12 protein-coding genes are annotated in these 13,324 nt (G+C 68.9%); 8 read left to right on the top strand and 4 right to left on the bottom strand.

The window, feature by feature from the left end:
- The 3 genes from EV192_RS35330 to EV192_RS35320 all read left to right on the top strand — a co-directional run.
- A partial coding sequence (locus EV192_RS35330) for a HAMP domain-containing protein (RefSeq protein WP_243727273.1) occupies positions 1-3,616 on the top strand: 3,616 nt, incomplete at its 5' end.
- Positions 3,617-3,727: 111 nt separating this feature from the next.
- A complete protein-coding gene (locus EV192_RS35325; RefSeq protein WP_132122926.1) occupies positions 3,728-4,510 on the top strand; it encodes an LppU/SCO3897 family protein in 783 nt (260 codons plus the stop codon).
- A 51-nt stretch (positions 4,511-4,561) separates the two neighbouring features.
- Positions 4,562-5,377 carry a serine hydrolase domain-containing protein gene (locus tag EV192_RS35320; protein WP_132122925.1) on the top strand — a complete coding sequence of 272 codons (816 nt, stop codon included), beginning with the start codon at positions 4,562-4,564 and terminating at the stop codon, positions 5,375-5,377.
- Here EV192_RS35320 and EV192_RS35315 read toward each other — a convergent pair.
- Complete coding sequence (locus EV192_RS35315) at positions 5,367-6,572, bottom strand: cytochrome P450 (RefSeq protein WP_207926385.1); 1,206 nt, start codon at positions 6,570-6,572, stop codon at positions 5,367-5,369. The two genes, EV192_RS35320 and EV192_RS35315, sit on opposite strands and share 11 nt — an antisense overlap.
- An 86-nt stretch (positions 6,573-6,658) precedes the next feature.
- On the opposite strand from EV192_RS35315, the gene EV192_RS35310 reads away from it, so the two are divergent.
- The 3 genes from EV192_RS35310 to EV192_RS35300 are packed head-to-tail and all read left to right on the top strand — an operon-like array spanning position 6,659 to position 9,925.
- A complete protein-coding gene (locus tag EV192_RS35310; protein ID WP_132122923.1) occupies positions 6,659-7,255 on the top strand; it encodes a TetR/AcrR family transcriptional regulator in 597 nt (198 codons plus the stop codon).
- 37 nt (positions 7,256-7,292) lie between these two features.
- Complete coding sequence (locus EV192_RS35305; RefSeq protein WP_132122922.1) at positions 7,293-9,476, top strand: MMPL family transporter; 2,184 nt, start codon at positions 7,293-7,295, stop codon at positions 9,474-9,476.
- Entirely contained in the window at positions 9,473-9,925 is a 453-nt protein-coding gene (locus EV192_RS35300) for a DUF6401 family natural product biosynthesis protein (protein ID WP_132122921.1), read from the top strand. The genes EV192_RS35305 and EV192_RS35300 overlap by 4 nt, the downstream gene beginning before the upstream one ends.
- Here EV192_RS35300 and ku read toward each other — a convergent pair.
- Positions 9,894-10,670, bottom strand: a complete 777-nt coding sequence (gene ku / locus EV192_RS35295; RefSeq protein WP_132122920.1) for a non-homologous end joining protein Ku — start codon at positions 10,668-10,670, stop codon at positions 9,894-9,896. The two genes, EV192_RS35300 and ku, sit on opposite strands and share 32 nt — an antisense overlap.
- Positions 10,671-10,712: 42 nt before the next feature.
- Positions 10,713-11,108: a RidA family protein gene (locus EV192_RS35290; RefSeq protein WP_207926383.1), complete on the bottom strand. Its 396-nt coding sequence runs from the start codon at positions 11,106-11,108 to the stop codon at positions 10,713-10,715.
- 60 nt (positions 11,109-11,168) lie between these two features.
- On the opposite strand from EV192_RS35290, the gene EV192_RS35285 reads away from it, so the two are divergent.
- Both EV192_RS35285 and EV192_RS35280 read left to right on the top strand, forming a co-directional pair.
- The gene (locus EV192_RS35285) at positions 11,169-11,717 is read left to right on the top strand and encodes a GNAT family N-acetyltransferase (protein WP_132122918.1); all 549 of its coding nucleotides are present in this window, start codon (positions 11,169-11,171) and stop codon (positions 11,715-11,717) included.
- 9 nt (positions 11,718-11,726) lie between these two features.
- Entirely contained in the window at positions 11,727-12,995 is a 1,269-nt protein-coding gene (locus EV192_RS35280; RefSeq protein ID WP_132122917.1) for a serine/threonine-protein kinase, read from the top strand.
- Here the strand turns inward: EV192_RS35280 and EV192_RS35275 are convergent.
- Positions 12,992-13,324: a hypothetical protein gene (locus EV192_RS35275; protein ID WP_165960783.1), complete on the bottom strand. Its 333-nt coding sequence runs from the start codon at positions 13,322-13,324 to the stop codon at positions 12,992-12,994. The genes EV192_RS35280 and EV192_RS35275 overlap by 4 nt on opposite strands.

Here is a 13,324-nt window from a genome sequence, read left to right as displayed (position 1 = left end):
CCTCAACACCATGGTCGACCAACTCTCCGCCTTCGCCGACGAAGTCACCCGCGTCGCCCGCGAAGTCGGCACCGAAGGCATGCTCGGCGGCCAGGCCCAGGTCCCCGGCGTCGCCGGCACCTGGCGCGACCTGACCGACAACGTGAACGTCATGGCGGAGAACCTGACCACGCAGGTGCGCAGCATCGCGACGGTCGCGACCGCGGTGGCCAAGGGCGACATGACGCAGAAGATCATCGTCGACGCCCGTGGCGAGATCCTCGAACTCAAGAACACCCTCAACACCATGGTCGACCAACTCTCCGCCTTCGCCGACGAAGTCACCCGCGTCGCCCGCGAAGTCGGCACCGAAGGCATGCTCGGCGGCCAGGCGCAGGTCCCCGGCGTCGCCGGCACCTGGCGCGACCTGACCGACTCGGTCAACTTCATGGCCGGCAACCTCACCACCCAGGTCCGCAGCATCGCGACCGTGGCGACGGCGGTGGCCCGCGGCGACCTGACGCAGAAGATCAACGTCGACGCCCGCGGCGAGATCCTCGAACTCAAGAGCACGTTGAACACCATGGTCGACCAGCTCTCCGCCTTCGCCGACGAAGTCACCCGGGTCGCCCGAGAGGTGGGCAGTGATGGCCGGCTCGGCGGTCAGGCGCAGGTCCCTGGTGTCGCGGGGACGTGGCGTGACCTGACCGACTCGGTCAACTTCATGGCCGGCAACCTCACCGACCAGGTCCGCAACATCGCCCAGGTGACCACCGCGATCGGCCGGGGCGACCTGACCCAGAAGATCAACGTCGACGCCCGCGGCGAGATCCTGGAGCTGAAGAACACCCTGAACACCATGGTCGACCAGCTCTCCGCCTTCGCCGACGAAGTCACCCGGGTCGCCCGAGAGGTGGGCACCGAGGGCAAACTCGGCGGTCAGGCCCAGGTCCGGGGGGTCGCGGGAACGTGGAAAGACCTGACGGACAACGTGAACGTCATGGCCGAGAACCTCACCACGCAGGTGCGTGCGATCGGCGTGGTCGCCACCGCGGTGGCCAACGGCGACCTCGGCAAGAAGATCGCGGTCGAGGCGAAAGGCGAGGTCGCGGGACTCGCGGACACCATGAACGGCATGGTCGACACGCTCCGCGCGTTCGGTGACGAGGTCACCCGCGTCGCCCGCGAGGTCGGCACCGAGGGCACGTTGGGCGGTCAGGCGCGCGTGCCGAACGTGGCCGGCACGTGGAAGGAACTGACCGACAACGTCAACGTCATGGCCGAGAACCTCACCACGCAGGTGCGCAACATCGCGCAGGTGACCACGGCGGTGGCCAACGGCGACCTGTCCAAGAAGATGGACGTGAACGCCCGCGGCGAGATCCTGGAGCTGAAGAACACCCTGAACACCATGGTGGACCGGCTGTCGTCGTTCGCCGACGAGGTCACCCGGGTGGCCCGCGAGGTCGGCACCGAGGGCAAACTCGGCGGCCAGGCGAACGTGGTCGACGTGTCCGGCACGTGGCAGCGGCTGACCGAGAACGTGAACCAACTGGCCGGCAACCTGACCACCCAGGTGCGCGCGATCGGCGCGGTCGCCACGGCGGTGACCGCGGGCGACCTGACCCGGCAGATCACCGTGGACGCGTCCGGTGAGCTGGCCGAGCTGAAGAACAACATCAACCAGATGATCCTGACCCTCAAGGAGTCCACCCGGACCAACGAGGAACAGGACTGGCTGAAGACGAACCTGGCCCGGATCGCCGCGCTCATGCAGGGCCACCGCGACCTCAGCGCGGTCGCGTCGCTGATCCTGAGCGAGCTGGCTCCGCTGGTGCGGGCCCAATACGGAGCGGTGTTCCTGGCCGAGAACGACGACAACGGCCTGTGGGTCAAGCGGATCGCGAGCTACGGCCGCGCGGAGACCGACGGCACGTTGAAGTTCTCGTTCGGCGAGTCGCTCGTCGGGCAGGCCGCGGTGGACAAACGGACCGTGGTGGTCACCGGCGCGCCACCGGACTACATCAGGGTGTCGTCCGGCCTGGGGTCGGCCGCGCCGAAGAACATCATCGTGCTGCCGGTGTTGTTCGAGGGCCAGGTGCTCGGCGTGATCGAGCTGGCGTCGGTGAACGAGTTCACGTCGGTCCACCACGACCTGCTGGAGCAGCTGAAGGAGACCATCGGCGTCAACATGAACACGCTGCTGGCCAACGCCCGGACCGAGGCGTTGCTGGCCGAGTCGCAGCGGTTGACCCGTGAGCTGCGCGCGCGTTCCGAACAGCTGCAGGCCCAGCAGGACGAACTGCAGGACTCGAACACCGAGCTCGCCGAGAAGGCGACGCTGCTGGCCCGGCAGAACCGGGACATCGAGGTGAAGAACTCCGAGATCGAGCAGGCCCGCCAGGAACTCGAGGACCGCGCGCGGCAGCTGGCCACGGCGTCGAAGTACAAGAACGAGTTCATGGCGAACATGTCGCACGAGCTGCGGACGCCGTTGAACAGCGCGCTGATCCTGGCGAAGTTGCTGGCGGACAACCTGGAGGGCAACCTCACCCCGCGGCAGCGGGAGTTCGCCAAGACGATCTACTCGGCCGGCAGCGACCTGCAGCAGCTCATCGACGACATCCTCGACCTGGCCAAGGTCGAGGCCGGGCACCTGGAGCCGCACGCCACCGACGTGGCCCTGCCCGAGCTGGTCAGCTACGTCGAGTCGCTGTGCCGTCCGCTGACCTCGGAGAAAGGCCTGGACTTCGCGGTCATCGTGGAGCCGCCGGTGCCCGGCACACTGCACACCGACGAGCACCGCCTGCAGCAGATCCTGCGCAACCTGTTGTCCAACGCGGTGAAGTTCACCCACGAGGGCAGTGTCCGGATGCGGATCACCATGGTCGACCCGTCCGTCACGCACACGTCCCGGCTGGGCAGCGAGCCCGCGGTGATCGCGTTCTCGGTGGAGGACACCGGGATCGGCATCGCGCCGGACAAGCTCGCGGTGATCTTCGAAGCGTTCCAGCAGGCCGACGGCACCACCAGCCGCAAGTACGGCGGCACCGGTCTCGGCCTGTCGATCAGCCGTGAACTGACCCAGCTGCTCGGCGGCGAGCTGCACGTGACCAGCGAACCAGGGGCGGGCAGCACGTTCACCCTGTATCTCGGGGTGAGCACGCCGGTCGCGCCGATCAGGCCGATCGTCCAGGAGATCGTCCAGACCACCGAGGAGTCCACTTCGGACACGACGCCGATGCGGTTCCACGGCGAGAAGATCCTGATCGTCGACGACGACCTGAGAAACGTCTTCGCGCTGACGGCGATGCTGGAACAGCACGGCCTGGACGTCGTCTACGCGGACAACGGCGTCGCCGGCGTGCGCGCGCTGGAACAGTACAAGGACATCGCGCTGGTGCTGATGGACGTGATGATGCCGGAACTGGACGGAAACGCGACAATCGCCGCCATCCGGGAGATGTCGACGTACGCCGACCTGCCGGTGATCGCGGTGACCGCCAAGGCGATGGCCGAGGACCGTGAACGCACCCTGGCCGCCGGCGCCAACGACTACGTCACGAAGCCGGTCAACAACGACCTGTTGCTGCGGCTGATCGCGACCCACCTGGACGCGGAGGAAACCGTCGGCTGAGCCATTCCACCTGCTGGTTGTGTACTTTGCACACCCCGGCCCGGCACCGTCCGGAATGCGATCTATAGTCCCCTCCTGGTCCCTGTCACCTGGGAAGGGGAGAAGTCCGAAATGTCCACACCACCTCCGCTGATGCCGCCGGGCGGCCAGCCAGGTCAGCCCTACGGCCCGCCGGGACAGCCTGGCCCCGGCGGAGCGCCCTACGGTCAGCCACAGCCTTACGGCCCGCCGCAGGGTCAACCGTTACCGCCGCAAGGCCCGCCCTACGGCGGACCGCCACAAGGGCCGCCCTACCAGGGCACCCCGCCCGGTGGCGTCCCACAGCCCGGGATGCCGCCAGGGCAGCCGCCATTCGGTCCACCGCAGTCGTTCCAGGAGCCGCCCAAGCCGCGGCGTCGGTTCGGGGTCGGCCGGCTGGTCGGCGGCATCGTCGGCATCGTCGTGGTCGCGGGCGGCGTCTGGGCGTTCAACTACTTCACCAGCTCCGCGGCCCAGGCCAAGGTGGGCGACTGCGCCGCGGTGACCGGTACGAAGTCGAAGCCGGACTTCAAGACCGTGGACTGTGGCTCGGCGGACGCCAACTACATCGTCGGCAAGTCGCTGTCGGTGTCCGGGGACTGTGGCAGCAAGTACTACGACGAGTACACCGAGACCGAGCGTCGCGGACCGAGCACGAAGCTGTGCCTGATGCCGAACTGGACCGAGGGCACCTGCTACAACCTCGACGACGCCGGCAGCAGCGTCGGCTACCCGAAGACCGCGTGCAAAACCAGGGCGGTCAAGGTTCTGAAGATCCTGAAGGGCAAGGCGGACGAGAACGCCTGCGGCAACAAGGAAGCGACCGGGATCGCCTTCCCGGAGCCGGCGACCACGTTCTGCCTGCAGCAGCTGTAGGGGTGCCGACCGGGTGGGGCGGGGGCGCTCCACCCGGCTACCGTCTTGGCCATGCTGAGCTTGCAGGTGGCGGGCGAGTGGCCGGTCGACAACGTCGCGGTTGCCGTGGTGCGACGCGATGGTGAAATCCTGGGCACGTACGGGGATCAGGCGCGACCGTTCCCGCTGGCGTCGGTGACGAAGCTGTTGACCGCGTACGCCGTGCTGATCGCGGTCGAGGAGGGCGCGGTCGAGCTGGACGAGCCCGCCGGTCCGGAAGGGTCCACCATCCGGCACCTGTTGGCGCACAGTTCCGGGCTGGCCATGCAGGAGGACCGGGTGCAGGCCGCGCCGGGCACCCGGCGGATCTACTCGAACACGGGCTTCGAGGTGCTGGCCGAGCACGTCCAGCAGGCGTCCGGCATCCCGTTCAACGCGTACCTGGCGGAGGCGGTGTTCGGGCCGCTGCGGATGGCCGATTCGGTGCTCGCCGGCAGTCCGGCGTACGCGGGCACGTCGACGTGTGCCGATCTCAGCAGGTTCGCGGCCGAACTGCTGGCGCCGAAGCTGGTGTCCGGTGCACTGTTCGCCGAGGCGACCAGGGTGGCGTTCCCCGGGCTGGCCGGGGTGCTGCCCGGGTTCGGCAACCAGAAGCCGAACGACTGGGGCCTCGGGTTCTCGTTGCGGGACCACAAGAGTCCACATTGGACCGGAACGCGGAACTCGCCGGAGACGTTCGGCCACTTCGGACAGTCCGGCACGTTCCTGTGGGTCGACCCGGTCGCCGGGATCTCGTGCATAGCGTTGACGGACAAGGTGTTCGGCCCGTGGGCGGCCGAGGTGTGGCCGGTGCTGAGCGACACGGTGTTGGCCGAGGTCACCAGCTGAGCGGCAGGTGCGTGATGCCGTTGATGAAGTTGGACGTGAGCCTTGTCGGCGGACCGGCCAGGGTCACCGCCGGCAGCCGGGTCAGGAACTCGCGGAAGAAGATCCGCAGCTGCAGCCGGCCGAAGTGGGCGCCGAGACACAGGTGCGGGCCCTGGCCGAAGGCGACGTGGTCGTTCGGCGACCGCGTGATGTCGAAGCGGAACGGGTCGGGGAACTGCCGTTCGTCGTAGTGCGCCGACACGTGGTACACGACGACCTTGTCCCCCGCCGTGATCGGCTGGCCGGCGAGGACCACGTCCCGGGTCGCCGTCCGCCGGAACGTCAGCACCGGCGGATGCCAGCGCAGCATCTCCTCCACGGCCGACGGCACCAGCGAAAGGTCCGCGCGCAACCGTTCGTACTCCTCGGGATGCTCGACCAGGGCCAGGACGCCGCCGGGCAGCGCGCTGCGGACAGTGTCGTTGCCCGCGATCACCACCAGGAAGAAGAACATCTGCAACTCGGCGTCGGCCAGGTCGGCCTCGGCCAGCGCGGACATCAGGTCGTCCGCCGGATGCGAGCGCTTGTACGCGGCCAGTTCGCTGGCGTACGCGAACATGTCCGCCAGCGCTGCCGGCGACCGCGGGTTCACCGGCTGGCCGGCGGCGTCGCGTAGGACCTCGGCGTGCTCCGGGTCCTGGTAGCCGATCACCCGGTTCGTCCAGCGCAGCAGCATGGCCCGGTCGGCCGCGGGCACCCCGAGCAGGTCGGCCAGGTTGGCCAGCGGGAAGTCGTCGGTCACGTCCACCGGCAGGTCACAGCCGGGCGCGGCGGCGGCCAGCAGCGCCCGCGCCCGCCCGGTGATCTCGTCGGCCGACTTCTCCAGCCGGCGGCGGGTGAACACGGCCGAGACGAGCTTGCGCAGGCGCATGTGCTCGGGGCTGTCCATGTTCAGGATCATCCGGCGGATGAAGTCCAGGTCGGCCGGCTCCGGATCCCGGATCTGCGTGGCCCCCAACCACGACGAGAACACCTCAGGCGTCCGCAGCACGTGCCGGACGTCGTCGTACCGCGTCACCGCCCAGAACCCAGGCCCGGCGGGCCAGTCCATGACGGCGTGCTCCTCCTGCCACGACACCGGCGCCGTGTCCCGCAGCGTCCGGAACTCCTCGTGCGGCAGACCGCGGGCGAAGATACGCGGGTCGAAGACATCCACGCCCCAAACTAACCCATGATCAAGCTCACAATCCTGCACGCCGGGCAAAGTTGCACGGCGGGCAAGATTACTTCTAGTCTGGTCGTGTGACAGCCAAACCGGGGATTCGCGAGACGAAGAAGCAGGAGACGCGACGAGCGCTCGGCTTCGCCGCCTTCGAGCTGGCCTCGACCCGTGGGCTGGACGGCTTCGTCGTGGAGGACGTGACCGACCAGGTCGGTGTGTCCCGCCGGACCTTCTTCAACTACTTCAACCGCAAGGAAGAGGCCGTGGTCGCGGTCAGCGGGTTCATGTTCGACGACGCGCTGGCCGAGATGCAGCGCCGGTCGCCGGACGAGCCGCTGTTCACCTCGTTGCAGGCGGTGGTCAAGTTCGTGTGCGGCCCGAACAACCTCGTGTCCGGCAAGTACGTCGCCATCTGCAAGAAGTACCCCGAACTGGTGCCGTACGACCTGGCGGTCCGCGAGGTCATGGTGACCGAGGCATACAAGGCCCTGGTCGACCGACTCCCCTCGGAGCAACGCTCCACTTTCTACCCTCTCGCCCTGATCCACGCCGTGATCGCCGTGCTGGCGGCGGCGATGGACCGTGCCAGCGAGAGTCCCGAAGCCGATGTCGACGACCTCATCGACGAGGCGTTCGGCTATCTCCGGCACGGCTTCGACCCCACCTCGTCCACCTGATCAGCGTCGATCGTCCCGCACGCGAAAAGGAAAGATCATGGCCAAGTTGTTGTATCGCGTCGCGCACTTCGCGCGCCGCCGCCGGGGGCTCGTGCTCGGCGTCTGGCTGTTGATCCTGGCCGTCGCCGGCGCCGGCGCGATCGGTCTCAGTGGGTCGACGTCGAACCAGTTCACCATCCCCGGCACCCAGTCCCAGGAGGTGCTCGACCAGCTCAAGGCCAACCTGCCGGAGGCCGCGGGCGCGTCCGGCCGGATCGTGTTCGCCGCGCCGAAGGGCCGGACGATCACGTCACCCGACGCCCAGCACGCCATCCAGGCCGTGGTCGACCAGGTCGGCAGGATCAACCAGGTGGCGGGCGCGTTCGGCCCGGCCACCACGAAGATGATCTCCCAGCCGGACCAGCGGATCGGCCTGGCCCAGGTGCAGTTCTCGGTGCCCGCGCCGGAACTGACCGACCAGACCAAGACCGCCATCAAGGCGGCGACCGAGACGGCCACCAAGGCCGGCCTGGAAGTGGCCTACAGTCAGGAGATCGCCGGTCAGATGGTGGCCGTCGGCGCCACCGAGGGCATCGGTGTGGTGATCGCCGCGCTGGTGCTGCTGATGACGTTCGGCTCGCTCGTCGCGGCCGGGTTGCCGCTGCTCACCGCCCTGGTCGGGGTGGGTGTCGGCATCGCCGGGCTGTTCGCGTTGACCAGCGTGATCACGATGTCGTCGACCGCCCCGGTGCTGGCCATGATGCTGGGCCTGGCCGTGGGCATCGACTACGCGCTGTTCATCGTGCACAGGCACCGCAAACAGGTGATGTCCGGGATGGCCGTGGACGAGTCGATCGCCCGAGCCATCGGCACGGCCGGCAGCGCGGTGTTCTTCGCCGGCCTGACCGTGATCATCGCCCTGGTCGGCCTGACGATCGTGGGCATCCCGTTCCTGTCGGTGATGGGTCTGGCCGCCGCCGCGACGGTCGCGATCGCCGTGCTCGTCGCGTTGACGCTCGTCCCGGCGATCCTCGGGTTCGTCGGCAAGCGGATCGTGTCCCCGAAGGCCATGGCCAAGGCGGCGGCCGAGGAGTCGACCAAGGAGGCGTTCGGCTACCGGTGGGCCCGAGGTGTGGCCCGACGGCCGATCGCCGCTCTGGTGCTGATCGTCGTTTCGCTGGGCGCGCTGGCCATTCCGGCGTTCTCGCTGCAACTGGGCCTGCCGGACGACTCGACCGCGCCGGACGGCAGCCCGCAACAACGCGCCAACGCGCTGGTCACCGAAGGCTTCGGCGCCGGGTTCAGCGGACCGCTGGTGGTGGTCGCCACCCTGCCGTCCGGCGTGGACCCGAAGGCCGCGACCGGTGCCCTGGTGGGTAAGTTGAGCACTGTTCCGGATGTCACCCGGGTGGTTCCCGCCGGAATGAGCCATGACCAGAAGATGGCCGTGCTCCAGCTGATCCCGTCGAGCGGACCGTCCAGCGAGGCCACCAAGCAGCTGGTCGCCACCCTGCGCGACTCGCAGGGTGCGATCCACGCGCAGACCGGCTCGACCATCGGCGTCACCGGCCAGACGGCGATCAACATCGACGTGTCCCAGAAGCTGTCCGACGCCCTACCGCTGTACCTGCTGGTCATCGTCGGGCTGTCGCTGATCCTGCTGGCCGTCATGTTCCGGTCGATCCTGGTACCGCTCAAGGCCACCGCGGGCTTCCTGCTCACCGTGGCCGCTTCCATCGGCGCCGTGGTCATGGTGTTCCAGTGGAACTGGTTCGGTCTGGTGTCGCACGGCGGGCCGGTCATCAGCTTCCTGCCGATCCTGATGACCGGGATCCTGTTCGGCCTGGCCATGGACTACGAGGTGTTCCTGGTGTCCGGGATGCGGGAGTCGTACGTGCACGGCGACAGTCCCCGCGAGGCCGTGATCGACGGGTTCGGCCACAGCGCCCGGGTGGTCACCGCGGCCGCCCTGATCATGACCTCGGTGTTCCTCGGCTTCGTGTTCTCCGCGGACACCGTGATCAAGTCGATGGGCTTCGCGCTGGCGTTCGGCGTGCTGGTGGACGCGTTCGTGATCCGGATGACCCTGGTACCGGCCCTGATGACCTTGTTCGGCCGGGCCGCGTGGTGGTTCCCCCGTCTGCTCGACCGGATTACCCCGAACGTGGATGTCGAAGGTGCGGCGCTCGCCCGGCACATCGAGCAACTGGAGCAGCCCGAAAGGGTTCCCCAGCAGGTGTGAGTAAAAAGCGGCCGCACGGCGTAGGTTTCCTCGTGCGGCCGCCCACCGACAGGGAACCTGGTGATTTGAACGTCTGGGATGTAGCCGCCCAGTGGTCCGCCCGGCGATGGCTCCGCCGGCTGCGGTCCAAGCTGGCCGCCGGCCAGCGGGCGGCCGAGGACAGCCCGGCCATCTCGGCCGCGCTCGACCAGCATGTCCAGGCTGTCCGAGCCCAGATCAACGCGGACGTCTCGGCCCGCGAGGGCATGGTGCCCGCGCCTTACCTGGTGGTGCTGGCGATCTACACCGAAGCGCTGTATCGCGAGGCGCTGAAGGCCGGCTGGCACCCGCCGCAGGTGTGGAGCGCCGACGACGGCGTGTCCATGCGGCTGCTCGCGTGCTGTGAGGTGGCCAGTCGCCGAAACGGCCCGTCCGGTGCTAGTCGTCGAAACGGGTCCGTTCGACGCTGAGCCGGAGCGCTTCGAGCAGGTCCATGGCGTGGTCACCGTCCCGCTGCGGCGGGATGGGCGGCGGCTGCGCTTCCTCGGTGCGCGCCGCGATCAGCTCCGCCAGCGCCTCCTGGTAGTCGTCGGTGAACTCGCCGGGCCGGAAGCCGGAGCTCATGCTCACCACCAGCGACGTGGCCGCCGCCAGCTCCTGCGGTTTGACGGTCACCTCTCGTTGCAGGAACGGGAAGTCCGGCACCCTGATCTCGTCCGGCCAGAGCATCGTGTGCAGCACCAGCATGTCGTCCCTGGTGCCGACGGCGGCCAGGACCTCCCTGCGGCGCATGGCGACCTTGACGATCGCGACCCGCTGGGTGCGTTCCAGCGCGAGCCGCAACAACACGTACGGCTGAACGGCGTTGTCCTCCGGCTCCAGGTAGTAGCTGCGCTGGAAGAACACCGGGTGCACGTCGGCGACCGGCACGAACGTCACCACCTGCATGGACCGGTCGGCCGCGCCGGGCAGCAGGTCGAAGTCCGCCTTCTCCAGCAGCACCATCCGGCCGTCGGCCAGCTCGTAGGCCCGAGCCACATCGGTGTACTCGACCTCTTCGAGACACGCCTCGCACTCCCGGCGGTACCGGATCTGGCCGCCGTCCGCCCGGTGCACGTGCCGGAACCGGAAGTCGTGGTCCTCGGTCGCCGCGTACACCCGGACACCGACCGAGACCAGGCCGATGGACAGGGCGCCCCGCCACACCGTTCTCATCCTTCCGGAGTACCCGCCGCGCGGTCCCCCGGGCTACCGCCATTAGGGCAGTGCTACCACTGCTTCCACCTCGATCAGCAGGTCAGGGCTGACCAGGCCGCCGACCTGGACGAGGGAGCTGGCCGGTTTGGGGGCGTCGCCGAGGAAGCTGTCCCGGACGTCGCGGATGATCGCCGCCTGGGACACGTCGAGCACGAACCAGGTGTACTTGATCACGTCCGACCAGGTCGCGCCGAGCTCGTTCAGGATGTTCGCCATGTTGCGCAGACTCTGCTCGGTCTGGGCCCGCAGGTCGCCGGGGCCGACCAGGTTGCCGTCCGCGTCCAGCCCGATCTGGCCGGAGATGTACGCGACCCGGCCGGACGCGACCACGGCGTCGGAGTACCGGTTGGCCACGGGGTTGCCGGGGATGTTGGTCAGTCGCTGCTCGATGGGCACGCCCCGACGGTAACCACAAGATCGTCGACATCGCCACCGATTTCGGGTATCCAGGACGTCATGTTGACCTTGCCGCTGGCCGACGACGCCGAGCTGCGTGCCCTGGAACCGTGGAACGCCAAGGAGTTCGTGGATCACGTCACCCGGGTCCGCGGCCATCTGCAGCCGTGGATCTCCTGGGCCGCCACGGTGGTCGACGAGGAGAGCGCCTTGGACATCCTGCAGCAGTACGCCGACCGGATGGCGCAGGACGACGGCCGGCTCTACGGCATCTGGGTCGACGGCAAGCTGGCGGGCGGCACGGTGTTCCGGGTTTGGGACAACAAGGACGAGGTGTGCGAGGTCGGCGTGTGGCTCGATCCGGCGGCCAGGGGTCGTGGCCTGATCACCAGGGCCGTGACGTACATGATCGACTGGGCGGTATGCGTACGCGGCATGTCCCGCGTGGAGTGGCATTGCTCGTCCCGGAACGAACGCAGTATCGCCGCGGCACAACGGCTTGGTATGTCCCGTGACGGTGTTCTGCGGGAGGCGTCGAAGTTGGGTGACACCCGGCACGACATCCAGGTGTGGTCCGTACTCGCGGCCGAGTGGCGTGACCGAACCTAGAATCACCGGGTGACCGGAAAAGGTGACTTGGTCGGCGGCCGGTACCGGCTGACCGGCCGGATCGGCCGCGGCGCCATGGGGGTGGTCTGGCGCGCCCACGACGAGCGCCTGGACCGGACGGTCGCGGTGAAGCTGCTGGCGCTCGGCGGCGCCGAGGGTGACCAGGCCGGCGAGCGGGTGATGCGCGAGGCCCGGCTCGCCGCGAAACTCCAGCACCCCAACGCGATCGCCGTCCATGACGTGGTCGAACACGACGGGCACCCGTGCCTGGTGCTGGAGTACCTGCCGTCGCGGAGCCTCTCCGAGGTCATCGCCGAACGCGGCGCGCTGCCGGCCGACGAGGTTGCCAGGATCGGCGGCCAGGTCGCCGCCGCGCTGGCCGCCGCGCACGACGCCGGCATCGTCCACCGGGACGTCAAACCGGACAACGTCCTGATCGCCCCGGACGGCACGGCGAAGATCACCGACTTCGGCATCTCCCGGGCGGTCGGCGACGCGACGATGACCGGCACCGGCGTGATCGCCGGCACCCCGGCCTTCCTGGCGCCCGAGGTCGCGGCCGGCGACCGGGCGGCCTTCCCGTCGGACGTGTTCTCGCTGGGCTCGACCCTGTACGCGGCAACGGAAGGCGTACCGCCGTTCGGCATGGGCGACAACACGATCGCGCTGCTACTGCGAGTCGCGGAAGGCCAAGTCGCCCCACCGCGGCGGTCCGGGTCGCTCGCCCCGCTGCTGCTGTGGCTGCTGCGCACCGACCCAGCGGAACGGCCAACGATGCGGCAGGCCCAGCACCACCTGACCACGGGCGAACCACCGCCAACCTTCGCCCCGCGTACGGAGACCAAGACCCTGGCGAAACCCCGGCGGCGGGCGGTGTTCGCCACCCTGGGCGCGGCGGCCCTACTGGGCATCGGGCTGGTCGTGGGGCTGGCTTTACGTGACGCGCCGCAGCCGGTCGCGGCTCCCCCGCCGACTCTCGCCCCCACATGCCAGGCGACGTACAAGATCACGAATTCCTGGCCGACCGGCTACGAGGCGTTGGTGACCGTCACGGCGTCGTCGAAACCGTTGCGGGGGTGGACGGTCAGCTGGATGCTGCCCGGCGGCCAGAGCATCGGCCAACTGTGGAACGGCACGCTGTCGGTGGACGGCAGCTCGATCCGGGTCGAGCCGGCCACCTGGAACACCGCGGTGGACCGAACCACGAACTTCGGCCTGATCGCCAGCACCGACGGACCACAACCGGTGACACCCTCGGTGGCGTGCACCTCGCCTTAGGACGCCGCCCGCTCATCGGCTTCGAGGCCCTGGGGGACCAGGCGGTTCGCGATGGTGTCCAGGCGCATGCCGAGCCGCAGCACGTCACCGCGGAACGTGTTCGGCTTGGCGTCGCCGATCGTCCAGCGCTCCACGAACAGGCAGCACACGTCGAGCACGCGGTTGGCCGCCGCGATCGCGGCGGGCTGTTGCGGTGTCTCGGCCGCGAGCAGGTCGGCCATGTGGCCGGCCAGGTCCTCGACGTCCTGGACGACCTCTGCCACGGGCCGGTCAGGCAGCAGCACGGGGCGGTACATCACCAGATGCACCCACACGAGCGGACCAAGCAT

Source organism: Actinocrispum wychmicini, assembly GCF_004345645.1.
GTDB lineage: Bacteria > Actinomycetota > Actinomycetes > Mycobacteriales > Pseudonocardiaceae > Kibdelosporangium > Kibdelosporangium wychmicini.
The sequence above is the reverse complement of the archived record's forward strand: the minus strand, read 5'-3'. Positions and strand labels throughout refer to the sequence as shown.

Coding starts and splice junctions, on each gene's coding strand:
- EV192_RS35325 (WP_132122926.1), top strand. CDS start 3,728: ATGTCCACACCACCTCCGCTGATGCCGCCGGGCGGCCAGCCAGGTCAG.
- EV192_RS35320 (WP_132122925.1), top strand. CDS start 4,562: ATGCTGAGCTTGCAGGTGGCGGGCGAGTGGCCGGTCGACAACGTCGCG.
- EV192_RS35305 (WP_132122922.1), top strand. CDS start 7,293: ATGGCCAAGTTGTTGTATCGCGTCGCGCACTTCGCGCGCCGCCGCCGG.
- ku (WP_132122920.1), bottom strand. CDS start 10,670: ATGAGAACGGTGTGGCGGGGCGCCCTGTCCATCGGCCTGGTCTCGGTC.
- EV192_RS35285 (WP_132122918.1), top strand. CDS start 11,169: ATGTTGACCTTGCCGCTGGCCGACGACGCCGAGCTGCGTGCCCTGGAA.
- EV192_RS35275 (WP_165960783.1), bottom strand. CDS start 13,324: ATGCTTGGTCCGCTCGTGTGGGTGCATCTGGTGATGTACCGCCCCGTG.